Below are 23816 nucleotides of genomic sequence, written 5' to 3' on the forward strand. Positions count from 1 at the left end.
CTTGCCGTGGCCGCCACCGGCGCGCCACGGTGCTTTTTTCACCGAAGAGTCGAATGCATGCCGGAACCCTACATCTTCAGGACCGTCGAACTGGACGACCAATCCATTCGCACCGCCGTCCGCCCGGGCAAGCCGCACCTGACACCGTTGCTGATTTTCAACGGCATCGGCGCCAACCTGGAGCTGGTGTTCCCGTTCATCGAGGCGCTGGACCCGGACCTTGAGGTCATCGCCTTCGATGTGCCCGGGGTGGGTGGTTCGTCCACACCGCGTCATCCCTATCGCTTTCCGGGGCTGGCCAAGCTGACCGCGCGCATGCTCGATTACCTGGACTACGGCCAGGTCAGCGCCATCGGCGTGTCCTGGGGCGGCGCCCTGGCCCAGCAGTTCGCCCATGACTACCCGGAGCGCTGCAAGAAGCTGGTGCTGGCTGCCACTGCCGCCGGTGCCGTCATGGTGCCGGGCAAGCCCAAAGTGTTGTGGATGATGGCCAGCCCCAGGCGCTACGTGCAGCCCTCCCATGTCATCCGCATCGCGCCAATGATCTACGGCGGTACCTTCCGCCGCGACCCGGACCTGGCCCTGCACCATGCGTCCAAGGTCCGCTCTGGCGGCAAGCTGGGCTACTACTGGCAGCTGTTCGCCGGCCTGGGCTGGACCAGCATCCACTGGCTGCACAAGATCCACCAGCCGACCTTGGTGCTGGCCGGTGACGACGACCCGCTTATTCCGCTGATCAACATGCGCCTGCTGGCCTGGCGGATTCCTAACGCCCAGCTACACATAATCGACGATGGCCACCTGTTCCTGATTACCCGGGCCGAGGCGGTCGCACCGATCATCATGAAGTTTCTCCAGGAAGAACGTCAGCGCGCGGTCATGCATCCGCGCCCCGCCTCCGGCGGTTGATTGTCGCTGCCCGGAAAGCGGGTAAGACGAGGGAGTGTTGCCATGACAGACAAACCGGCCAAAGGAACGAAAACGCTCCCCGCCACCAGCATGAACGTACAGAACGCCATACTCGGCCTGCGCGGGCGCGACCTGGTGTCGACCCTGCGCAGGGTGGGCCGCCACGGCTTGACCAACCCGCTGCATACGGCGCGCCACCTGCTGGCACTCGGCGGCCAGCTGGGCCGCGTGATGCTGGGCGACTCGCCCTACCAGCCCAACCCCCGCGACGCCCGCTTCAGCGACCCGACCTGGAGCCAGAACCCGTTTTACCGCCGTGGCCTGCAGGCCTACCTGGCCTGGCAGAAGCAGACCCGCCAATGGATCGACGAAAGCCACCTGGACGACGATGACCGGGCCCGCGCGCACTTTCTGTTTGGCTTGATCAATGACGCCCTGGCGCCGAGCAACTCGCTGCTCAACCCGCTGGCGGTAAAGGAACTGCTCAATACCGGCGGGCAAAGCCTGGTGCGTGGCGTGGCCCACCTGCTCGACGACCTGCGCCATAACGACGGCCTGCCGCGCCAGGTGGACGAGCGCGCCTTCGAGGTGGGGGGCAACCTGGCGGCAACACCCGGCGCAGTGGTGTTTCGCAATGAGCTGCTGGAGCTGATCCAGTACAAGCCGATGAGTGAAAAGCAACACGCCCGGCCCTTGCTGGTGGTGCCGCCACAAATCAACAAGTTCTATATCTTCGACTTGCAGGCACACAACAGCTTCGTCCAGTACATGCTCAAGAACGGCCTGCAGGTGTTCATGGTCAGCTGGCGCAACCCCGACCCGCGCCACCGCGAGTGGGGGCTGTCCTCGTATGTGCAGGCCCTGGAGGAAGCGCTCAACGCCTGCCGCAGCATCAGTGGCAACCGCGATCCCAACCTGATGGGCGCCTGCGCAGGCGGGCTGACCATGGCCGCGCTGCAGGGGCATCTGCAGGCCAAGCGCCAACTGCGCCGGGTACGTAGCGCCACGTACCTGGTCAGCCTGCTGGACAGCAAGTTCGACAGCCCGGCCAGCCTGTTCGCCGACGAGCAGACCGTCGAGGCCGCCAAACGGCGCTCGTATCAACGGGGGGTGCTGGATGGCGGCGAGGTGGCCAGGATTTTCGCCTGGATGCGCCCCAACGACCTGATCTGGAATTACTGGGTCAACAACTACCTGCTGGGCAAGGCGCCGCCCGCGTTCGACATCCTCTACTGGAACGCCGACAACACGCGCCTGCCGGCAGCCCTGCACGGCGACTTGCTGGACTTCTTCAAGCACAACCCCCTGACCCACCCCGCTGGCCTTGAAGTGTGCGGCACGCCCATCGACCTCAAGCAGGTCGACCTGGACAGTTTCACCGTGGCCGGCAGCAACGATCACATCACCCCGTGGGATGCCGTGTATCGCTCGGCCTTGCTGCTCGGTGGCGACCGCCGCTTCGTGCTGGCCAATAGCGGGCACATCCAGAGCATCATCAACCCGCCGGGCAACCCTAAGGCTTACTACCTGGAAAACCCTAAGCTTTCGGGCGACCCGCGCGCCTGGTTCTACGAAGCCAAACGCAGCGACGGCAGCTGGTGGCCCCTGTGGCTGGAATGGATCACGCCACGTTCCGGCCCGCTCAAGGCACCCCGTACCGAACTGGGCAACAGCACGTATCCACCGCTCGGCCCGGCGCCAGGCACCTATGTCCTGACCCGATGAGCCCGACAACTGGATGAAGACCCGCGACCGTATCCTCGAATGCGCCCTGCAACTGTTCAACCAGCAGGGCGAACCGAACGTTTCCACCTTGGAGATTGCCAACGAACTGGGTATCAGCCCTGGCAACCTGTACTACCACTTCCACGGCAAGGAGCCGTTGGTGCTGGGCTTGTTCGAGCGCTTTGAAGAAGCGCTGATGCCTTTGCTCGACCCGCCCCTGGAAGTACGCCTGGACGCCGAGGATTACTGGCTGTTCCTGCACCTGATCGTCGAGCACATGGCCCAGTACCGCTTCCTGTTCCAGGACCTGTCCAACCTGACCGGGCGCCTACCCAAGCTGGCGCGGGGCATGCGTAGCCTGATCAACGCGCTCAAGCGTACGTTGGCGGCGCTGCTGGCCAGCCTCAAAGGCCAGGGGCTGGTGGAGAGTGAGACCCAGGCGTTGGGGCAGTTGGTGGAGCAGATCACCCTGACGTTAATGTTCTCGCTGGATTACCAGCGGGTGCTGGGGCGCGAGGGGGATGTGGGGATCGTGGTGTATCAGGTGATGATGCTGGTGGCGCCGCATTTGCAGGCGCAGGCGCGGGCGGCGGCGGAGCAGTTGGCGGTGCGGTATCTGGAGGGGTAGGCCTGTTGTTTAGGCGCTAAGGCCTTCGCGGGCAAGCCCGCCCCCACAGGTAGATCACTGCTCTCAAGGGCTGTGATGTACCTGTGGGAGCGGGCTTGCCCGCGACGCAGGCGACGCGGTATTAGATCAGGGTACCGGTACCCGCTGGTGCCGACGGCGTGCTGCTGACCGGGGCAGCGGCAGGTGCCGGAGCTGCGGTAGCGGCCGGGGCGGCGCTGGCTGCTGGGGCTGCTGCCGGTTTGGCCGGAGCCTTTTTCACCGCAGGCTTCTTCGCCGCAGCAGGCTTGGCCGCTGCCGGTTTGGCTGCAAGCTTGGCCGCCGCCACCTTGGCTGCAGGCTTGGCAGCAGGTTTCGCCGCTGCCGTTTTAGCTGCCGGCTTGGCCGCTGCGGTTTTTGCCGCAGGCTTGGCTGCCGCTTTGGCCAGTGGCTTGGCCGCCTTGCTCGCAGCCGGTTTGGCAGCAGCGGTGCGCGACGAAACCGGCGTAACCGAAGCACCGGTCAGCTTCTCGATCTGCTTGGTCAGGCTATCCACCTGCTGGTGCAGGGCCTTGATCTCGTTGCGGCTCGGCACACCCAGGCGCGAAATGGCGCTGTTCAGGCGCTTGTCGAACGCCTCTTCGAGTTCGCTCCATTTGCCCAATGCACGGTCCTTCACGCCAGACACGCGCGAAGTGGTGGAGGACTTGGCGGTTTCGGCCACGTCTTCAGCGGTTTTCTTCGCCTGCTTCTCGGCCTTCTCGCCATCCTTCACCAGCGAGTCGAACAGCCTCGGGCCGTCCTGGTCGATCTTCGAATAGATACCCAGCCCCGCCAGCCAGATCTTGCGGGAGTATTTCTCGATCCCGCCGACCCAGGAGCTGCCTTCTTTTTCGGTGTTCTTCTTGCCAGCCATCCTGCTCTCCTTATGGTTTGTGCGCGACGCGCTCAAGCAGCTCGTGCAACTGTTCAAGCTTGATCGACAGCGCCTCAACGTCATGTTTAGACGGAATGCCGAGGCGATTCAAGGCGCGCCCTACCCGTGCGTCGAAAGCTTTTTCGATCTTGTCGAGTTGAATTTCTACCTTGCCACGTACGCGACTGACCTCTTCAGCCGCCTCGTCGATCTGGTTGTTGGCAGCATCGAGCTCTTTGTCGATACGTTTCTTGCCACGTTTCTCGACGCCTTCGCCGGCCTTGACCAGCTCCTGGAAGTAGTCTGAGCCCTCTTGGCCAACACGGGCGTAAGCGCCAATACCCGCCAGCCAGATCTTGCGTGCGTAGCCGCGAACTTCGCCCAGGGTGCCTTGGGCATCGTCCTTCTTCTTCACATTCACTTTGGCCATGCTCTGTACCTCATGTTCATGAGTGGAGGGATGAACCGCCCATGGAGGTTGGGCTTGAGCATAAGGTAGGAGGATGAATTAGAAACTTCACCCTAAGATCGCCGCACAGATGTATCTACCGCAGCTGCATCACGCTGGCATTTCAGCATTCGCTCCTCTTTGACCGGAGCCTCATGCCATGCCCCAATCGCCCACCACACCGTCCCTATCGTTCAGGCAATGGGTTGCGACGTACTTCGCCAACCGCCCCAGCTTACGAGAGGTCGTTGCCACCATAGGCTTCGACGCACTCGTAGCACGCTACCCATGGACCCGTGAGCAACACCCGCAACTGCACTCCATCAAAGGTTTCAGCATCCTGCATGACACAGATGATGAACCATCGACACAGCCAGACAACCTTGTCGACACGTTGCTTGAACATTTCCTCAGCGGCCGGCAAATGGCACTCAAGCCCACCGATCGGCTCAGCCTGAACCCACCTGCAATCTTCCGACCCAAAGCGCAAGCCCCAACCATCGACATTCGCATGGCCGACCTGAACATTGCCTACGACGATATGCTTGCAACCCTCTGCGAAGCATTCCAGCAGGCACAGGTCAGTTTCTGGAACGGCTGCGAAGGGGACTCGGACGTAACCCGTTTGCGCTGGATGCAGCAGGTGCTCAAGGCCGCATTGCTCGGCACGCTCGAGCGTCAGGGCCTGGACAGCGACCAGAAAGCTTTGCTGTACGCAGTGCTCGCTCAGGCAAAAACCTCGGCAACCGTACAAGGTGTGCAGGTTTCGTTGAGGGCACCAGGCAATACCGTCCACGAGGTCTTGCCGGACCTGCTCATCACCGGCAAGAAAAACGCTCGCGACCTGGTCTTGTGGTGCAAGCCCTCCGGCACTGTACGCGGTTTCAGCGGGCTCGCTGCATTCGCCACCGCTCTGCGCGACGAACTTTCCGAAAGCCATGCATTCGACACGATGTCGTGGGCCTGCACGGCCCTGGACGAAGACCCGTTCGGCTACCAGGCCCGGCAGCTGCTCAACAGCCTGCTGCAAAAAATTGACCGCGTTCAGCTTGGCGCTATCGAACACGTCAGTGATCTGGAGGACGAATTCAGTCAGCTGAGCGACCCCTCATCAATATTCCCTGCGTGCTTTCGTCTTGAGCAAACCACGCCCGCCATCACGCGGCCTGACTGGCTCGACAAAGCCACGGTCACCGACCGCTTCCAGTACCACATCGCACTGCTGGAGCTGTCGGCAAGGCAAATGTTGGAGCAGGGCGAAGGCTCGCTGGATGGAATCGAAGACTTGCAGCAATACACCGTTCGCCGCCTGCGCGAGCAAATACGCGATGACCATCCTGCCCAAGTGCCTCTCAACCCTGATCAGGTTGAGATCACGATTTCGCAGGTGGTGCAGACGTCTTCCGTGGGTCCGGCAACCCTTAAGTACCTGAGAACGATCAGCCTGACCGAACTGGCTATCTCTCGCCTGCCGTTGGGCAGCGACCAGGTTGCCTCGGCCATTCAACTCTCCGGGCAACAAGCGTCTGACACCTGGATGGATCTCGACTATGTCCATGCACTGGTCGCTGCAGTGGATGTGGGTGGTCAGTATCCGCAATATGTCCATGACCAACTCAAGACTGACCCCGACAAACGTCACCAACGCTTTGCCGAAGAATGGCGTGGTGCCCTGCTGCTGAGCGCGCTGCAGGCCAAGATTGCCGGGCATTTGAACGAGCGCAACTGGCAGGTCGTCGCTGATTTCTGTCGCCGTAAAGCCCACGCCGGCGCATCGCTGAAACTGGCGCCACTGTCGTTCAATAGCGTGCCAGACGGTCCGGTCGCCAACCGGGTGCATGGCATGTTCGTCATCGAGCTACCCGCAACGGGGGCCTGGCTACTCTACTGCCCCATGAATACCACGCAGCCCATCAGGCAGTTCGACAGCCACCTCCAGTTGATGAGCAGCATACGGACCGAACAATCCCTGCAGCAGGGCATCCTCCCGTGGCTGGATGACGACGCCCGCTCCATCTATGCCGACGATGGCTTCAACCACCCGCACCTGCATGCCGGCCTCATGGAACTGGCGCACCTGCTGGGGCCCGTTTCCGGGCTGGCCGCCGATGCCATCGAGCGCCTGAGGGCCCCGGTCACCCTGGCGTTCACGCCATGGCCCGATGCAGTTGACGAGAAAATGTTCGAAGCCAGGGCCGACTTGCTCCTGTTGCTGGCCTCCTGGCAGAGTGTTTCGAACGCACAGCAACGCTGGGCACTGGTCGTACGGTTCGCCTGGCTGGCATTCAATACGGTCACACCACTGCTGCGCGGCCCTTTGGGTGTGCTGGCCTGGCTGGTGGCCGCCCTGCTCAGCATCAAGGATGACCTGACGGCATTGACCCAGGGCAGCACCGAAGAAAAGTTGCTCGCTGGCACCGACATCCTGCTGAACCTGGCCATGCTGCTGGCCCATGGCCCGGCCGCTTCCGGGCCTGAACCTGAACGGCCGTTGCCACCCAGGCCGCGCCGTATATCGCGCAACACGGCAGCGCAGCCACCCGAACAAAGCGCTTGGCAAGCGCCGATTGAGCAATCCCGCGCAACGCTTAACGTCAGCCAATGGGGCCATGACCAGCGGCTCGGCAACCTGCCTCGTGAGGCCCGCGCAGCCCTGGACACCTTGCGCGCCAACGTTAGCCTGAACGGGCTCAGTGCGCTGGCCAGTGGCCGTATGCGCGGCCTGTACAAGGTCAACGCGCGGTACTACGTAAAGCTGCAGGATGTCGCCTATGAAGTCGAAGAGCGCTATGGCGGCATGCGCATCATTGGCCCGGACGTCAGCCAAAGTGAATGGTCGCAGACCTGGGGCGCAGAGCCCGACGGCTACTACATCGTCGGCCGCGAACGCAGCCGCGGGCCTTGGCTGACGCGCTGGAACGGCGAATGGATGCTCGACCTGCACATGTCGGGTGGCATGCCGAGAACGGCCAAGGCACTGGTCGACGAAAAAAAGGAAACCTTCAAGAAAATGCTGGAAAGCCGAACGGAGAATGACAAGAAACTCACCAGCACCGAGACCTTCATTGATGGCTATCTGGAGCGGGTAAAAGCCTATGATCAGGCGCTCCTGGCATTCGAGAAGGCCGTGGATGGCCACCCTGGCGCTACCCTCGATAACCTGCCGCCCGCTTTGCGGCAACAGCGACAAGCTCTGCGGGCCCTGCGCAACGAGGGGCGTGCAAACTTCGATGTGCTGGCACTCACCTACGAAAAGCAGGCGAGGCTGATAAGGGAGCAGGCACAACTGTATGCAGACATGAGCGACCCGAAATACGCCAGGTTCGACCCCAAGGCCGCAGCCTCGTTTGCCCGTGGTCAATGGTGGGAACAGTTGCTGACCTCGGACCTGCAGCAGTTCCGCCGCCTGCTCGACATGAATGACTATGAAGCACTCAAGGAGCAGTCGCACAGGCTTGTGCAATTGCCTGCAGGCCAGGAGCAAGCGGCACTCTACCTTGACTACAGCAAGCGCGTCGAAGCCGCCCTGGCGACTCATCGACGCATTTTCAACGTCAGCCAGCGCCTTGACCAGAACCTCGGCGAAGCGCTGACAGATGACAAGATCCAGTTCTCGGGCAAGCGCAAGAAACTCGACACCATCATCCAGAAGAGGCGTTATTCGACCCTGATCACCCGCGCACAGATCCTTAGCGACCTGTATCAGTTGATCGTGAGGCGAGACCTGCTCACCGTAGAAAACTTCGAAAGCACCCTGCTTTCGCAGAAAACCTTGCGCAGCAAACATTTGCACGAAGCGCTGCTGAGCCACGACAGCCTGGCCGCTGCCCATCTGACAGCCGAAGAACAGAAAGCACCGCTGGAAAGCGCTCTGGGCGAATACAAACTGACACTGGGTAATGCCGAGTACCTGCTTTCGCGCAACTTGCCGGCGGTGGACAGCCGCAAGCTCAATGAGTACATCGCTGAACTGCATGCACTGATAGACCTGACCGAAAATGACCTTGCCTACGTTTCTGCTGCGGCCGACACGCAGGATGCAATGCCCGACCAGCCCCTGACCCACAGGGTACGTCCCATCAGGCGCAAGGTGATCCGTACCAACCGGGGCAGATCCCTGGTCGTCGAGCAGGCGGATGAGGACAGCGAAGCCGTGCAAATCGACCCGATGAGCGAGCAGACGATTGCGCGCTACCAGCAACAAGGTGATCACTGGGAAGCCGTGCCGAAAGCTGCGCCAGCGCCTGACTATGCTCGCCTGCGTCGCAGCGGCAATGACCTGCTGGCCCAGAAAACTGCCAGAATCGCCCACGCCTCTCGCCACCTGGACGGCCCCAACAGCCTGGCGGACCTACTCGACTTCTATATTCAGGACATGGCGGACATCGCCGCCCCTTTGCGTGCCGGCCCGGATCAAGGGCATTCACTGGCCGCCAGGCTGGAACAGGCAATAACCGAGGTACAGGCAGAAAAGAAGCGCCTGTTGACCACTGCTTACCTGAACACCCAACACCCGGACAGCAAAGCGCTGCGCTTTCTGGTAGAGGCCGGCGAAGTCGAGGTCAGGCTGACCAGAAGCCGCAAGAAACTCAAGGCCAACGACTTTCTGGATGTGTATGACATTTATCGGCTGCAGCCCAGAGCCAAGCTCTGGGAAGCGCATTTTCATTACACCAGCGCCACTGCCAATGCCCGGCGGTTCGTCAAAGGGCATTTGAAGTTCCCGGACGCCATGAGCCGTGACGAGCGATTGCAACGGGCACTGGCGCCCACGGAGCGCTATCAGATCTATCGGGGTGACTTGCGTCTGGAGCAGATCGAGGACCTTGTCCCGTTTCCCGACAACTGAGCGCAGCGGGCGTCAGGCCAGCGCCTTGTCCAGCGCCCGCTCTATTTCACCCTTGATGGTGCCGCTCATCATCGACAGCATCATGCCCAGCTTCAGCTCCACACGGATGCTGTCCTCGCCAATGTGCACGCTGCCGTTGGCACCGCTGCGCGCCACATCGACCCGGTCACCGTTCCAGGTGGCCTTCAGGTCGTATTCGCGGCTGAGCTTGTCGACCAGGGCTTCGGCCTTGGCACGGGCGGCATCGCGGCCGAGGGAGTGTTTGCGTTCGACGCTGATCTGGGTCATGCGGGTGTTCCTGAAGATGTAGACATAATCGGCATTATGCCCGCCCCTGCCGACTGGCACACCCCGCCAAGACAAATCCGCCCGTTCGCCCTAGAATGGCGGTAATTTTTTCCGGTGAAGCGATATGAACGACCAGCGCAAAGGCGAACACGCCGAACCCACCACCCATTTCGGCTACCAGGACGTCCCTGAAAGCCAGAAGGCGAAGAAAGTCGCCGAAGTGTTCCACTCGGTGGCCGCCAAGTACGACCTGATGAACGACGTGCTGTCCGGCGGCATGCACCGCCTGTGGAAGCGCTTTACCATCGAGCTGTCGGGCGTGCGCAGCGGCAACCGCGTGCTGGATATCGCCGGCGGTACCGGCGACCTGGCCGCCAAGTTCTCGCGCCTTGTAGGCCCGACCGGCCAGGTGGTGCTGGCCGACATCAATGATTCGATGCTCAAGGTCGGCCGTGACCGCCTGCTCGACCGTGGTGTGGCCGGCAACATCGAGTTCGTCCAGGCCGACGCTGAAAAGCTGCCGTTCCCGGACAACCACTTCGACTGCGTGACCATCGCTTTCGGCCTGCGCAACGTCACCCATAAGGACGAAGCCATCCGTTCGATGCTGCGCGTGCTCAAGCCGGGCGGCCGCCTGTTGATCCTGGAGTTCTCCAAGCCGACCAACAAGCTGATGTCCAAGGCCTACGATGCCTACTCGTTCGCCTTCATGCCGCTGGCCGGCAAGCTGATCACCAATGACTCGGAAAGCTACCGTTACCTGGCCGAATCGATCCGCATGCACCCGGACCAGGAAACCCTGAAGAGCATGATGGTCGAGGCCGGTTTCGACCGCGTCACCTACCACAACATGACCAGCGGCATCGTTGCCGTGCACCGGGGGATCAAACCCTGATGCTGCTGGCCGGGCTGCTCGCCAGCGTCGAACATGGCCTGAACCGCATCCTGCGCATGGACAGCACGGCCCTGCCGCGCCTGGCCGCGCTGGAAGGCAAGGTCATCGAGATCGACTGCCGCCAACCGGCCCTGCAGGTGTTCATCCTGCCCGATGAAGAAGGCATGATGCTCGCCGCACACTGGCAGGGCGACGTCGACTGCAGCCTGCGCGCCCCGGCTGGCAGCCTGGCGCAACTGGCCCTGGCCAGGGACAAGACCGCCGTGCTGCACAGCCCGCAGGTCGAACTGCATGGCGACAGCGCCGTGCTGCTCGACCTGTTCGGCGTGCTGCAGGATCTGGAGCTGGACTGGGAGCACGAGCTGCAACGCTGGCTCGGCCCGGTTGCCACGGCCATGCTGGCCGGCCATATCCGCCTGCGTGCACGCTGGACCCGCCAGGGCCTGGCGCGCTTCAGCCAGAACCTGTCCGAGTACCTGGCCGAAGAGTCCCGCACCCTGGTGGGCAAACGCGAAGCCGAAGCCGCCTTCAGCGAACTCGATGCCCTGAAACTCGACACAGAACGCCTTGAGGCCCGCCTCAAGCGCCTCTCCCGATCACTTGATACCAGCGATAACGCATGAAGCTGCTCGCCGTCCGCCGTCTTTTTCGCATCCAGCGTGTGGTGATCCGCTACCGTCTCGATGACCTGCTGTTCGACCTGCCGCTGCCCTGGTGGCTGATGAGCCTGCGCCTGCTGATGCCGTGGCGCTGGCTGCCGCGCAAGCCGTCCGAGCTGAGCCGTGGCGCGCGCCTGCGCCTGGCATTGCAGGACCTGGGGCCAATCTTCATCAAGTTCGGCCAGTTGCTGTCCACCCGTCGCGACCTGCTGCCCAACGACATCGCCGACGAGCTGATGCTGTTGCAGGACCGTGTGCCGCCGTTCGACCCCAAGCAGGCCGTGGCCTTGATCGAGGCACAGCTGGGCGCCCCGGTGGCGCAGCTGTTCAGCCGCTTCGACGTGGAGCCACTGGCCTCGGCCTCGGTGGCCCAGGTGCATGCTGCACGCCTCAAGACCGGCGAAGAAGTGGTGGTCAAGGTGGTGCGCCCGGGCCTGAAGCCGGTCATTGCCCAGGACTTGGCCTGGCTGTTCCTGATCGCCAAGGCCGCCGAGCGCGCCTCCGCCGATGCCCGCCGCCTTCACCCGGTGGAAATCGTTGGCGACTACGAAAAAACCATTTACGACGAGCTCGACCTGCTGCGCGAAGCGGCCAACGCCAGCCAGCTGCGGCGCAACTTCGAAGGCTCCGAGCTGATGTACGTGCCCCAGGTGTACTGGGACCTGTGCCGCCCCAAGGTGCTGGTGATGGAGCGCATCTACGGCGTGCCGGTGACCGACATGGCCACCCTGGCCGACCAGCGCACCGACATGAAACTGCTGGCCGAGCGTGGCGTGGAAGTGTTCTTCACCCAGGTGTTCCGCGACAGTTTCTTCCATGCCGACATGCACCCCGGCAACATCTTCGTCAGCACCGTTAAGCCGTGGAGCCCGCAGTACATCGCTATCGACTGTGGCATTGTCGGTAGCCTTACGGCCGAGGACCAGGACTACCTGGCGCGTAACCTGATTGCCTTCTTCAAGCGTGACTACCGCCGCGTCGCCCAGCTGCACATCGACTCGGGCTGGGTACCAGCGCACACCAAGGTCAACGAATTCGAAGCAGCGATCCGCACCGTGTGCGAGCCAATCTTCGAAAAACCGTTAAAGGATATTTCCTTCGGCCAGGTGCTGATGCGCCTGTTCCAAACCGCACGGCGCTTCAACATGGAAGTGCAGCCGCAGTTGGTGCTGCTGCAAAAGACCCTGCTCAACATCGAAGGCCTGGGCCGCCAGCTGTACCCCGACCTGGACCTGTGGAGCACTGCCAAGCCGTACCTGGAACGCTGGATGCGCGACCGTTACAGCCCCAAGGCGATGTTCGGCAACATCCACAGCCAGGTCGAGCAACTGCCGCACCTGGCCGACATGGCCCGCGACCTGCTCGAACGCCTGTCACAGCCGCACCTGCACGACCCGCAACTGCCGGAACGGCGCCGCCAGGGCGACCGCTGGGCACTGCGCCTGCTGGGCGCCGGCCTGCTCGGTGGAGGTGCGGTACTGGCCGCTGGCGCCGCCGAAGCCGCCAGCCTGGCCGCCCCGGCTGCGTGGCCGGCCTGGCTGATGCTGGCCGCAGGCCTTTACCTGATCGTACGCCAATAGCCAGCCGCGCCCGTGGCTGGCACACTAGCGCAAAGGGCCCGGTACAGGAGCGGGCCCGTTTTGGAGTCGACGATGAAAGACTGGCTGGACGAGATCAAGTGGAACAGCGATGGCCTGGTACCGGCAATCGCCCAGGACCACAAGACCGGACGCGTGCTGATGATGGCCTGGATGAACCGCGAATCGCTGGCACTTACCGCCGCCGAGCAACGCGCCATCTACTGGTCGCGTTCGCGTGGCAAGCTGTGGCGCAAGGGCGAGGAATCCGGGCATGTGCAAAAGCTGCATGAGCTGCGCCTGGACTGCGACGCCGACGTGATCATCCTGATGGTCGAGCAACTGGGTCATATCGCCTGCCATACCGGCCGTGAAAGCTGCTTCTACCGCGTGTACGAAGACGGCCAGTGGAAAATCGTCGACCCGGTCCTGAAGGACCCCGATGCCATCTACAGCGCAGGACACTGACATGAGCGACACCCTCAACCGCCTGGCCCAAGTGCTTGAAGAACGCAAGCAAGCGGCGCCTGACAGCTCCTACGTGGCCAGCCTGTACCACAAGGGCCTGAACAAGATCCTCGAAAAGCTCGGCGAAGAATCGGTCGAGACCATCATCGCGGCCAAAGATGCCGCCGTGAGCAAGGATTACAGCGATGTCATCTACGAAACCGCCGACCTGTGGTTTCATAGCCTGGTGATGCTCAGCGCGCTGGGACAGCACCCACAGGCCGTGCTCGATGAGCTGGAGCGCCGTTTCGGGCTGTCCGGGCACGATGAAAAGGCCGCGCGACAGCCTTCGGCTTGAGCACAACGCATTCTAGGAGAGCACCATGGGTATTTTTGACTGGAAACACTGGATCGTCCTGCTGGTCGTCGTGGTCCTGGTGTTCGGCACCAAAAAGCTGAAAAACTTCGGCAGCGACCTGGGCGAGTCGATCAAGGGCTTCCGCAAGGCCATGAACGACGAAGAGAACAAGCCGGCCGAGCCAACACCGCCGCCTGCCCAACCTGCTCCGCCGGTGCAGAACACTGCGCAGCAGAGCCAAGGCCACACCATCGAAGGCCAGGCCCAGCCGGTCCAAGAGCCACAGCGGAAAGACTGACCCATGTTCGGCATCAGTTTCAGCGAGCTGCTGCTCGTCGGCCTGGTCGCTCTGCTGGTGCTCGGGCCCGAGCGCCTGCCGGGTGCCGCGCGCACGGCAGGCCTGTGGATCGGCCGCCTCAAGCGCAGCTTCAACAGCATCAAGATGGAAGTGGAGCGCGAGATCGGCGCCGACGACATCCGCCGCCAGCTGCACAACGAACACATCCTGCAGATGGAAGAAGAAGCCAAGCGCATCCTCAACCCGATGACGCCACCCGCACAGCCGCCGGTAACCACGGCCAGCGTGCAGCCACCTGCCGGGCTGGAAGCCAGGCCGGTCGAGCCGCCTGCCGCCCCGGCCACGCCTTCTGAACCGCCTCAACCGCCGCGAGCCCCATGAGCGAGATCCCGGAACACGACCAGCCGATGCCGCTGGTTTCGCACCTGACCGAACTGCGCACCCGCCTGCTGCGGTGCGTTGCCGTTATTTTCCTGATCTTTGCCGGGCTGTTCTCCTTCGCCCAGCAGATCTACACACTGGTCTCGGCGCCGCTGCGCGAGCACTTGCCGGCCAATGCGACGATGATCGCCACCGACGTGGCCTCGCCGTTCCTCACGCCGTTCAAGCTGACCATGATCGTGTCGCTGTTCCTGGCGATTCCGTTCATCCTGCAGCAGATCTGGGGCTTTATCGCACCCGGGCTGTACCGCCATGAAAAGCGCATCGCCATTCCGCTGCTGGTGTCGAGCATCTTCCTGTTCTATGCCGGCATGGCGTTCGCCTATTTCCTGGTGTTCCCGCTGATCTTCGGCTTCTTCGCCAGCGCCACGCCGGAAGGCGTGTCGATGATGACCGACATCGCCAGCTACCTCGACTTCGTGATGACGCTGTTCTTCGCCTTTGGCGTGGCCTTCGAAATCCCGGTAGCAGTGGTGCTGCTGGTATGGATCGGCGTGGTCGACGTGAAGTACCTGAAGAAGATCCGCCCCTACGTGATCATCGGCTGCTTCGTGGTCGGCATGGTGCTCACCCCGCCGGATATCTTCTCCCAGACCCTGCTGGCCGTGCCCATGTGGCTGCTGTTCGAGGTGGGTGTGCTGTGCGGCAGCATGATTCGCAAACGCAGCGCCCATGACGAAACCGCCGACGACCATAACGACCAGCCACCTGCGACCCAACCGTGAACCTGCTGCTTCTTGAAGAGGCCGACTTTGTTTCGGCCGACCGCGTCGTTCTTGCTGACCGGCGCTTCACCCACATGCAGGACATCCACCGCGTGGCGGTGGGCGACAACCTGCGCGTGGGCCGTATCAACGGCCTAATGGGCAAGGCCACGGTGCTACGCCTGGAAAAGCACGAAGCCGAGCTGGAAGTTGCGTTTGACCAGCCCCCACCGGCCAAGCTGCCGCTGACCCTGGTGCTGGCGGTGCCGCGGCCGAAAATGCTACGTCGGCTGTTCCAGACCGTGGCCACCCTGGGCGTGCCACGCCTGATCCTGGTGAACAGCTACAAGGTCGAGAAAAGCTTCTGGCAAACGCCCTTCCTGCAGCCCGAGAGCATTCGCGAAAACCTGATCCTTGGCCTGGAACAGGCGCGCGACACCGTGCTGCCCGAAGTCATCATCGAAAAGCGCTTCAAGCCCTTCGTCGAAGACCGCCTGCCCGCCATCGCGGCTGGTACCCTGGGCCTGGTCGGCCACCCCGGCCCCTACCCCGCCTGCCCCCGTGCCGTGGAGCAAGCCGTTACCCTGGCCATCGGCCCCGAAGGCGGCTGGATCCCCTACGAAGTCGACCTCCTAGGCAAGGCCGGGCTGGCGCCGGTGCAACTCGGTGACCGTATCTTGCGGGTCGAGACCGCGGTAACAGCGCTGCTTTCGCGTATTTTCTGACGCAAACGCCGTTTTTTCGCCCATCAAGTTTCCCTCTCCCAGGCCGATGCATTGGCAATACAACAACTATTTGTACTGCCAAGTCGCCAGGGAGTCGTACATGTATCAATGGTTAGCCCAATCGCTGGGCAATGTGAGCGTCAATCGCAAACTGGGGCTGGGCTTCGGCCTGGTGCTGCTGTTGACCCTGGCTATCACCCTGACCGGCTGGCACGGCATGGACAGCATCATCGACCATGGCGACAAGCTGGGAAACATCTCGGTCATCCAGCAGTACACCCAGGAACTGCGCATTGCTCGACAGCACTACGAGCGCCGGCGTGACGATGCCTCGGTGGCAGAACTGGAAAAGGCCTTGGCCAACCTCGACCGCCAGGTACAGCTGATGCTCGGGTTGATCGAGCACCCCGCCGATCGCCAACGCCTGGAGCAGCAGCGCGAAGCCGTGCGCACCTACCAGCAGGCATTCAACGAACTGAAACAGGCTGGCCAGCGCCGCGAAGCCAGCCGTGACGTGCTCGGCGACAGCGCCGACAAGGCAGCGGAACTGATCGGCCGCGTGCAGCGAGGCCTGCAGCAAGGTGGCGATATCAACCAGTACCAGCATGCGGTGGATGTGAGCGCCCTGCTGCAGCAGGCACGTTTTCAGGTGCGCGGCTACACCTACAGCGGCAACGCCGACTTCCAGCAAACGGCGTTGAAGGCCATCGACCAGGCACTGGCCGAGTTGCATGCGCTGCCGTCCAAGGTGCCTGCCGAACATGCCGCCAGCCTGGACGATGCCGCCACAGCCATGGGTGGCTACCGTGATGCGGTCATCCAGTTCGGCAATGCCCAGACCGCCAGCGAGCAGGCCCTGCAACGCATGGCCGAACAAGGCACGGTACTGCTGCAGACCAGCCAGGCGATGACCACGTCCCAAACCGAAGTGCGCGACGCCGCTGCAGCCCAGGCCAAAACCCTGCTCGCGCTTGCAACCGTGCTGGCCCTCGCCTTTGGCCTGGTGGCCGCCTGGGCCATTACCCGGCAGATCATCATCCCTTTGCGCCAGACCCTGCGCGCCGCCGAGCGGGTGGCCAATGGCGACCTGACCCAGAACCTGCCCGTACAACGCCGCGACGAGCTGGGCCAGTTGCAGGCCAGCATGCAGCGCATGACCCAAGGCCTGCGCGAGTTGATCGGCGGCATTGGCGACGGGGTAACGCAGATCGCCAGCGCCGCCGAACAGCTCTCTGCCGTCACCGAGCAAACCAGCGCCGGGGTGAACAACCAAAAGGTCGAGACGGATCAAGTGGCGACCGCCATGAACCAGATGACCGCCACTGTGCATGAAGTGGCGCGCAACGCCGAGCAGGCCTCGGAAGCCGCCCTGATGGCCGACCAGCAAGCCCGCGAAGGGGACCGTGTGGTGGGCGAGGCCGTGGCGCAGATCGAGCGCCTGGCGGGCGAAGTGGTCAACTCCAGCGAAGCGATGAACCAGCTCAAGGCCGAGAGCGACAAAATCGGCAGCGTGCTCGATGTGATCAAGTCGGTGGCTCAACAGACCAACCTGTTGGCCCTGAACGCCGCCATCGAAGCCGCCCGCGCCGGCGAGGCCGGGCGTGGCTTTGCCGTGGTGGCCGACGAAGTGCGCAGCCTGGCCCAGCGCACCCAGCAGTCGACCGAAGAGATCGAAGAGCTGATTGCCGGCCTGCAAAGCGGCACCCAACGGGTGGCCACTGTGATGGACAACAGCCGCCAGCTGACCGACAGCAGCGTCGAGCTGACCCGCCGCGCCGGCAGTTCGCTGGAAACCATCACCCGTACCGTGTCGTCGATCCAGGCGATGAACCAGCAGATTGCCACAGCTGCAGAAGAACAGACGGCCGTGGCCGAAGAGATCAACCGCAGCGTGATGAATGTGCGGGACATTTCCGACCAGACCTCGGCAGCCAGTGAAGAGACAGCCAGTTCCAGCGTGGAGCTGGCGCGGCTGGGCACGCACCTGCAGGGGTTGGTGGGGCGGTTCAGGCTCTAAACCGAGGAGCCAGAGAACCTTCCTACATACAGCAGTGAAATTTCCTACCTGATTATCAGGTCAAGTCCTACAGCTCCGCTGCCGATTGGCAGAGGTGTCATGCTGGTAATACGCCTGCATGCCCTCCCCCAATCGCACGGAGACTTCCCATGCTCGGCTACCTCAACCGCAAGCTAGGCAACCTCAATGTCGCCGCCAAGCTGGCCCTCGGCTTCGCCGTGGTCCTGCTGCTCACCCTGGCCACCACCATCAGCGGCTGGCGTGCTCTGGATGGCGCCATCAACCGCTCGCAACAGCTCAGTGAAATTGGCCATATTAACGATCTGGTCAAAGACCTGCGTGCCGAGCGCATCACCTTCCGCGTACTCAGCGACGACACCAGCAAGGCACGCATCCAGCAGGCCATCGAGCAACTGGAGCGCATGCTGACCACGTTGCAGCAGCGCAGCAGCGTTGACGAGTCCCGTCAGTTGCTGACGCAGAAACTGCAATTGCTGCAACAGCTGCGCGAAGACTTCACCGAGCTGCAAAGCACCGTCGCCAGCCGTACGACACTGCGCCAGGCCATGCAAGCGCAAGCGCTCAAACTGGACGATGTCATCGACGACTTGCAGACCCAAGCCTTGCTGACGATGTCTGAGAGCCAACAAGGCAGCGCGCTGGGCCTGATGGAAAGCCTCAGTCGCCATGTCGAAGGCGCCAACCAGCAAAGCCTTGTACCGGCCTACACCTTCTCGCCCGTCGAGGCGTTCACCAAGGTCGGCGACGATGCACTGGACGCCGCCGACAAGAGCCTTGAGCAACTGCTAAAGGCTCTGGCGCCGCTGAGCTTGCCACGATCACTGACCGAGCAGCCCGGCGTCGAGTTGGCCAAATACCGGGCCAGCCTGGATCAGTACCGCCGCGCAGCGGTGCGCGCCGAGCAGTTGCAGGACAGCATGGAAAAAATGGGCGACGAACTGGGCGTGGCGAGTGTAGAACTGGCCGGGCGCAAAGTTGAACAACGGGACAGCGAAGCCCTGGCCGCCCGCTCGCTGCTCACCAGCGTGGCGCTGCTGGCGCTGTTGCTTGGGGTGGTAGCCGCCTGGCTGATTACCCTGCAGATCACGCAGCCACTACGTCAGACACTGGCCGTGGCCGCGCGCATCGCCAAGGGTGACCTGAGCCAGGTTGACACCGTGCAACGCCGCGACGAAATGGGTCAGCTGCAAACCAGCATGCGCGAAATGACCTTGAGCCTGCGCGAGCTGATCGGGGGCATCGACCAGGGTGTTGGTCAGCTGTCGCAGGCTGCCACACAGCTGGCGACCAGCAGCGAGGATACCAAGCTGCGCATCAACCAGCAGCGTGAGGAAACGGACCAGGTGGCCACCGCCATGAACCAGATGAGCGCCACCGTGCAGGAAGTGGCACAGAACGCCGAGCAGGCCTCGCTGGCCGCGACCAACGCCGACCAGCAGGCGCAACTGGGTGACCAGGTGGTAGCCGAAGCCATCGGCCGTATCGAGCAACTGGCCGGGCAGATGGACCATTGCCTGACGGCCATGCAGCACCTGGCGGGCGAAAGCCAGCGGATTGGCAGCATCCTCGATGTGATCAAGTCGGTGTCCGAACAGACCAACCTGCTGGCCCTGAACGCGGCGATCGAAGCCGCCCGCGCAGGGGAAGCAGGCCGTGGTTTTGCCGTGGTGGCCGATGAAGTGCGCGGCCTGGCGCAACGCACCTCGACCGCCACCGAAGAAATCAGCCAACTGATCAGCAGCCTGCACAACGGTACCGACGAGGTCACCCACCTGCTGGACAACAGCAAACGCCTGACCGAGCAGAGCGTCGAGCTCAGCCGCAAAGCCGGTGATGCCCTGGGCCAGATCACCCACACGGTGTCGAGCATCCAGAGCATGAACCAGCAGATTGCCACCGCCAGCGAGGAGCAGAGCGTGGTGGCCGAGCAGATCAACCGAAGCGTGCTGAATGTGCGGGATGTGTCTGACCAGACCAGTGCGGCCAGTGAACAGACTGCCGCGTCAAGTGGCGAGCTGGAGCAGCTGGGGCAGCAACTCCGGGGGATGGTGGGGCGATTCAGTATCTGAAGGGACCCTAATCAAGAGGCCAGATGTACCTGATGATCAGCGCCTCATGGGCTGCCTTGCAGCCCACTGACACGCGTGGCGTAACGCGAGAGCACCTGACAAAAATGCCAGTTGTCGTTAATTTCCAGCGCCATAAGCGTATTCGCGACACTCATCCAGATCGAGGCGTAGTCATGACGAATACAGAGTTTACAACGCAAATATTCTACCAGAACAATCACGTATTCAATACCTTGCAGAAATGTTCTACTTCTATATTCCTCCGGTGCATCACTGGCCCTCTTGCTGTGCTCAGCAGCGCACGCCCATCACCTTCGCTACTTGCCCACGATCAAAACCACTCGATCTTGACAACACACAGCACACTCGAAACCCGCAACATCAACTATACGCCGTTTGGGTATACCAAAAGCAGCGAAAGAGGAATTCCCGCATACGCGGGAGAACTACTCGACCCGCTATGTGAAAGCTATTTACTTGGCAAAGGCTTCCGCGCTTTTTCGCCTGAGATCAATCGCTTCAAATCGAGTGATACCGTACCACCCTTTGAAATCCTGAACTATTATGCCTACTGCGAAGGTGATCCTATCAACGCCGTCGACCCATCGGGTCATGCAAAAATTTTTGTGCCACATTCAAAATTCGACCATATCAGGCGCCGATTGGTCCAGGAAACTTCCAGCGTAACTGAATACACCCCAAGTCTTCTAGAGAACCCACACACACGCACACATGCCGAAGCAAGCCTGAGTCTGATAGAAAAAATCAACACTCTAGACGGTAAACGCCTTTATCAGTCCTCGCGTATAGTTAATGCTAAAAACAAGCTAGAGAGTGCACGCAGGGTTTTAGCAGAAGCCTACCAGTAGGCGACGGCAACTGGGGATACCGAAACAAAATGAGCGTTGAAGAACGCATTGCAAAAGTATGCTAAAGACTGCAAAAAAAGATGCACCCAAACAACTAAAACAAATAAACTGGAGCATTAACAATCTTCTCGAGCAGCTCAACTTTCACACCACCCAGCTCAAGTTAACTCGCTTTAAAGGAGAAGATTACAGTGAAATGCAAAACCACATATTAACATTGTCAGCCCAAATCAGAAAAAGTAAAACCGCACCCATTGAACGCGGATCAATTCACGCATTTATATATTAACCAGCCAAAAATCTGCTTACAGGAGGGACGCAATGCGCCCTCCTCCACTCACAGCACCTGCCGCAAAAACGCCTGCGCCCGCCCATCCTCCGGCGCCTCGAAGAACTGTGCCGGCGCCGCATCTTCCAGCAGCTTGCCGTGATCGAAGAACAGCACCCGGTCCGCCACTTCCCGGGCAAAGCCCATTTCATGGGTGACGCAGACCATGGTCATGCCTTCCTGGGCCAGGGTCTTCATCACATCCAGCACCTCGCCGACCATTTCCGGGTCCAGCGCCGAGGTGGGCTCGTCAAACAGCATCACCTTCGGGTCCATGGCCAGGGCGCGGGCAATGGCCACCCGCTGCTGCTGACCACCGGACAGGCGTGACGGGTATTCGTTGGCCTTCTGGGCAATGCCCACCTTCTCCAGCAACGCACGCGCCTTGGCCTCGCGCTCGGCCTTGCTGCGCTTGCGCACCACCTTCTGCGCCAGGCACAGGTTTTCCAGCACGGTCATGTGCGGGAACAGGTTGAAGTGCTGGAACACCATGCCCACTTCACGGCGGTACGCGTTGATGTCGGTCTTGGGGTCGGCCAGCTGCAGGCCATCAATGGCCACATGGCCCTCGTCGAAATGCTCCAGGCCGTTCAGGCAGCGCAGGAAGGTCGACTTACCCGAGCCCGATGGGCCGAGCACCACTACCACCTCGCCCTTGGCGACATGGGTGGTGACGTTATCCACAGCCCGTACCACTTGGCCACGGGTGTCGAAGACTTTCAGCAGGTCACGGACTTCAATCACTTTGCGCAAGCCTCCGCTCGAGCCGGCTGGCAATGTGCGACAGCGGCAGGTTGATCAGCAGGTACAGGCCTGCCACGCAGAACCAGATCTCGAACGTCGAGAACGAGGTGGTGATGGCCTCACGGCCGCTCTTGGTCAGTTCGGTAATGGCGATCACCGAAACCAACGAGGTGTCTTTGACCAGGCTGATGAACTGGCCGGCCAGCGGCGGCAGCACGCGTTTGAATGCCTGCGGCAAGATGACGTGCCGCATCGACTGGCCGGCGTTCAGGCCCAGCGAGCGGGCCGCTTCGTTCTGGCCCTTGGCAATGGACTGCACCCCGGCACGGACGATTTCGGCCACATAGGCGCCAGTGAACAGCGCCAGTGCCGCCACCCCGGCAAACTCCCGGGACAGGTTGAGCACGGTGCCGATGAAGAAGTAGAAGATGAAGATCTGTACCAGCAGCGGCGTGCCGCGCACCAGTTCGACATAAACGGTCGACAGGTCGCGCAGGGTCGGGTTGTTCGACAAACGGCACAAACCGGCGAACAGGCCGATTACCAGGCCCAGGGCGCCGGACACTACCGAGATCCACAGCGTGGTCCACAGGCCCCATGCCAGCGGGCCAGCCGCCCAATGACGGGTGACGCCAATCTGGTCGCCTTCGGCCACATCGTCGCCACGACTCAGTTGCAGGCTGTCCTTGGCCACATCAAGTACTTGTTCGGCGCCGCTTTCATCTTTCAGCGTGACGCGGGCGTTATCGCCGGAGATGACGATGTCCTGCACGGTGCCGTAATTGGCAGCGCGCTGTGTTTCCTCGGCCTTGTAGGCGAAGTATTGCGGTACACGGTTCCAGCGCCACTCGTAGGAAATCATCGAGGTGGCCATGTACAGGCTGATCGCCAGGCCTACCAGCACCAGGGCGGTCAGCCCGTGCCAGTGCCACTGGGCTTTCTTGTGTTTGATCACGTGGGGTACTTCCGTAAATGCGAACGCGCAGGGTTTGCCTGCGCGTCGGGGTCATAAAGCCGGGCTTATGGCCTGGGCCTTATTCCATTTCCTTCAGCCAGTCCTTGTTCTTGAACCACTTGTCGTGAATACGATCGTAGGTCCCGTCATGCTTGATCTGGTGCAGGAAGTTGTTGATGAAGTTGATGCTGTCGTAGTCGCCTTTCTTCAGGCCGAAGGCCAGCGGCTCGTAGGTGAAGGGTTCTTCGAGGAACAGCAGCTTGCCAGCGCCGGCCTTCTCAACGGCCACCACGTTGTACGGTGCGTCGTAGACGAAGGCATCAGCCTTGCCGTTGACAACATCCATCACCGCTTCCTGCTCGTTGTCGTAGCCGTGGTACTTGGCTTTGCCGATCAGCTTCTTGGCGACCATTTCACCGGTGGTGCCCAACTTGGACGTCAGGCGGTACTTCTCGTTGTTGAGGTCTTTGTACGACTTGATCTCGCCCGCCAGTTCCTTGCGAATCAGCAGGGTCTGACCCACCACGATGAAGGGTTCGCTGAAGTTCAGGCGCAGGTTGCGTTCCTGGGTCAGGGTCATGCCGCTGCCGATCATGTCGAACTTGTCGGTCAGCAGGGCCGGGATGATGCCGTCATAGGCGGTGGATACAGCTTCGAACTTGACGCCCATGGACTTGGCCATGGCTTTGAGGATATCGACTTCGAAGCCGATGATTTCGCCACGCTTGTTGGTCATCTGGAACGGCATGTAGGTCGGGTCCATGCCCACCCGCAGGGTGCCGCGCTTGACTGCATCATCGATGGCGCCGGCCTGGGCCGCTGTCACGGCGACCAGGGCGGTAACACCGACCAGCAGTCGCGAAAGGTATTTCTTGATCATCACCAAGTCCCCTAGCAAGAAAAGTAGCGAATCTTATTGTATTGGCACGGCCGTACTGGCCGAGGCGTCGTTTCGGAATGGGATGCTAAC

General features: G+C 61.8%; 22 protein-coding genes and 2 pseudogenes. 18 read left to right on the top strand and 6 right to left on the bottom strand.

What is annotated here, in order from left to right; all coding sequences use genetic code 11:
- The first annotated feature begins 57 nt into the window (after positions 1-57).
- Genes phaZ through ACF8MI_RS13105 form a run of 3 tightly spaced genes read left to right on the top strand, consistent with a single transcriptional unit; the run spans position 58 to position 3262 of the window.
- The gene (gene phaZ / locus ACF8MI_RS13095; RefSeq protein WP_060500594.1) at positions 58-909 is read left to right on the top strand and encodes a poly(3-hydroxyalkanoate) depolymerase; all 852 of its coding nucleotides are present in this window, start codon (positions 58-60) and stop codon (positions 907-909) included.
- A 42-nt stretch (positions 910-951) separates the two neighbouring features.
- On the top strand, positions 952-2634 hold the full coding sequence (gene phaC / locus ACF8MI_RS13100) for a class II poly(R)-hydroxyalkanoic acid synthase (RefSeq protein WP_060500596.1): 1683 nt from the start codon (positions 952-954) through the stop codon (positions 2632-2634).
- Between the two features lie 13 nt (positions 2635-2647).
- Entirely contained in the window at positions 2648-3262 is a 615-nt protein-coding gene (locus ACF8MI_RS13105; protein ID WP_016712425.1) for a TetR/AcrR family transcriptional regulator, read from the top strand.
- 121 nt (positions 3263-3383) lie between these two features.
- Here ACF8MI_RS13105 and ACF8MI_RS13110 read toward each other — a convergent pair whose 3' ends face one another.
- Together ACF8MI_RS13110 and ACF8MI_RS13115 are read right to left on the bottom strand one after the other, a co-directional pair.
- Positions 3384-4154, bottom strand: a complete 771-nt coding sequence (locus ACF8MI_RS13110; protein ID WP_200928858.1) for a phasin family protein — start codon at positions 4152-4154, stop codon at positions 3384-3386.
- A gap of 10 nt (positions 4155-4164) precedes the next feature.
- Positions 4165-4584: a phasin family protein gene (locus tag ACF8MI_RS13115; protein ID WP_060500600.1), complete on the bottom strand. Its 420-nt coding sequence runs from the start codon at positions 4582-4584 to the stop codon at positions 4165-4167.
- Between the two features lie 178 nt (positions 4585-4762).
- On the opposite strand from ACF8MI_RS13115, the gene ACF8MI_RS13120 reads away from it, so the two are divergent.
- The gene (locus ACF8MI_RS13120) at positions 4763-9451 is read left to right on the top strand and encodes a hypothetical protein (RefSeq protein WP_104833829.1); all 4689 of its coding nucleotides are present in this window, start codon (positions 4763-4765) and stop codon (positions 9449-9451) included.
- Positions 9452-9463: 12 nt separating this feature from the next.
- Here the strand turns inward: ACF8MI_RS13120 and ACF8MI_RS13125 are convergent, their stop codons facing one another.
- On the bottom strand, positions 9464-9739 hold the full coding sequence (locus ACF8MI_RS13125; RefSeq protein WP_016712430.1) for a polyhydroxyalkanoic acid system family protein: 276 nt from the start codon (positions 9737-9739) through the stop codon (positions 9464-9466).
- A 124-nt stretch (positions 9740-9863) separates the two neighbouring features.
- Here ACF8MI_RS13125 and ubiE point away from each other — a divergent pair, with 124 nt between their 5' ends.
- From ubiE to ACF8MI_RS13195, 14 genes and pseudogenes are all read left to right on the top strand, one after another.
- Entirely contained in the window at positions 9864-10634 is a 771-nt protein-coding gene (gene ubiE / locus ACF8MI_RS13130; protein WP_016712431.1) for a bifunctional demethylmenaquinone methyltransferase/2-methoxy-6-polyprenyl-1,4-benzoquinol methylase UbiE, read from the top strand.
- Positions 10634-11257 carry an SCP2 domain-containing protein gene (locus ACF8MI_RS13135; protein ID WP_060500605.1) on the top strand — a complete coding sequence of 208 codons (624 nt, stop codon included), beginning with the start codon at positions 10634-10636 and terminating at the stop codon, positions 11255-11257. The genes ubiE and ACF8MI_RS13135 overlap by 1 nt, the downstream gene beginning before the upstream one ends.
- Entirely contained in the window at positions 11254-12873 is a 1620-nt protein-coding gene (ubiB, locus tag ACF8MI_RS13140) for a ubiquinone biosynthesis regulatory protein kinase UbiB (protein ID WP_060500607.1), read from the top strand. The genes ACF8MI_RS13135 and ubiB overlap by 4 nt, the downstream gene beginning before the upstream one ends.
- 72 nt (positions 12874-12945) lie before the next feature.
- The gene (gene hisI, locus ACF8MI_RS13145; protein ID WP_003249284.1) at positions 12946-13338 is read left to right on the top strand and encodes a phosphoribosyl-AMP cyclohydrolase; all 393 of its coding nucleotides are present in this window, start codon (positions 12946-12948) and stop codon (positions 13336-13338) included.
- A gap of 1 nt (position 13339) precedes the next feature.
- A complete protein-coding gene (locus ACF8MI_RS13150) occupies positions 13340-13675 on the top strand; it encodes a phosphoribosyl-ATP diphosphatase (protein ID WP_060500609.1) in 336 nt (111 codons plus the stop codon).
- Between the two features lie 25 nt (positions 13676-13700).
- Positions 13701-13973 carry a twin-arginine translocase TatA/TatE family subunit gene (locus ACF8MI_RS13155; RefSeq protein WP_200928859.1) on the top strand — a complete coding sequence of 91 codons (273 nt, stop codon included), beginning with the start codon at positions 13701-13703 and terminating at the stop codon, positions 13971-13973.
- A gap of 3 nt (positions 13974-13976) precedes the next feature.
- Entirely contained in the window at positions 13977-14354 is a 378-nt protein-coding gene (tatB, locus tag ACF8MI_RS13160; protein WP_060500613.1) for a Sec-independent protein translocase protein TatB, read from the top strand.
- Entirely contained in the window at positions 14351-15139 is a 789-nt protein-coding gene (gene tatC / locus ACF8MI_RS13165) for a twin-arginine translocase subunit TatC (protein ID WP_016712436.1), read from the top strand. The genes tatB and tatC overlap by 4 nt, the downstream gene beginning before the upstream one ends.
- The gene (locus ACF8MI_RS13170; RefSeq protein WP_104833827.1) at positions 15136-15843 is read left to right on the top strand and encodes a 16S rRNA (uracil(1498)-N(3))-methyltransferase; all 708 of its coding nucleotides are present in this window, start codon (positions 15136-15138) and stop codon (positions 15841-15843) included. The genes tatC and ACF8MI_RS13170 overlap by 4 nt, the downstream gene beginning before the upstream one ends.
- A gap of 217 nt (positions 15844-16060) precedes the next feature.
- A pseudogene (locus ACF8MI_RS13175) lies at positions 16061-17005 on the top strand (methyl-accepting chemotaxis protein); the annotation flags it as partial.
- A 141-nt stretch (positions 17006-17146) separates the two neighbouring features.
- On the top strand, positions 17147-17860 hold the full coding sequence (locus tag ACF8MI_RS13180) for a methyl-accepting chemotaxis protein (RefSeq protein ID WP_371257697.1): 714 nt from the start codon (positions 17147-17149) through the stop codon (positions 17858-17860).
- A gap of 149 nt (positions 17861-18009) precedes the next feature.
- A pseudogene (locus ACF8MI_RS13185) lies at positions 18010-19095 on the top strand (methyl-accepting chemotaxis protein); the annotation flags it as partial.
- A 141-nt stretch (positions 19096-19236) separates the two neighbouring features.
- Positions 19237-19950: a methyl-accepting chemotaxis protein gene (locus ACF8MI_RS13190; RefSeq protein ID WP_392491774.1), complete on the top strand. Its 714-nt coding sequence runs from the start codon at positions 19237-19239 to the stop codon at positions 19948-19950.
- A gap of 23 nt (positions 19951-19973) precedes the next feature.
- Positions 19974-20819, top strand: coding sequence for an RHS repeat-associated core domain-containing protein (locus ACF8MI_RS13195; protein ID WP_392517568.1), 846 nt, complete (start codon positions 19974-19976; stop codon positions 20817-20819).
- Positions 20820-21156: 337 nt separating this feature from the next.
- Here ACF8MI_RS13195 and ACF8MI_RS13200 read toward each other — a convergent pair whose 3' ends face one another.
- The 3 genes from ACF8MI_RS13200 to ACF8MI_RS13210 form a co-directional block, all read right to left on the bottom strand.
- Positions 21157-21891 carry an amino acid ABC transporter ATP-binding protein gene (locus tag ACF8MI_RS13200; RefSeq protein ID WP_060500635.1) on the bottom strand — a complete coding sequence of 245 codons (735 nt, stop codon included), beginning with the start codon at positions 21889-21891 and terminating at the stop codon, positions 21157-21159.
- Positions 21884-22846, bottom strand: a complete 963-nt coding sequence (locus ACF8MI_RS13205) for an amino acid ABC transporter permease (RefSeq protein WP_200928863.1) — start codon at positions 22844-22846, stop codon at positions 21884-21886. The genes ACF8MI_RS13200 and ACF8MI_RS13205 overlap by 8 nt, the downstream gene beginning before the upstream one ends.
- Before the next feature lie 79 nt (positions 22847-22925).
- On the bottom strand, positions 22926-23723 hold the full coding sequence (locus tag ACF8MI_RS13210; RefSeq protein ID WP_060500637.1) for a transporter substrate-binding domain-containing protein: 798 nt from the start codon (positions 23721-23723) through the stop codon (positions 22926-22928).
- Positions 23724-23816: the final 93 nt, after the last annotated feature.

Source organism: Pseudomonas sp. yb_9, from assembly GCF_043103635.1.
GTDB lineage: Bacteria > Pseudomonadota > Gammaproteobacteria > Pseudomonadales > Pseudomonadaceae > Aquipseudomonas > Aquipseudomonas monteilii.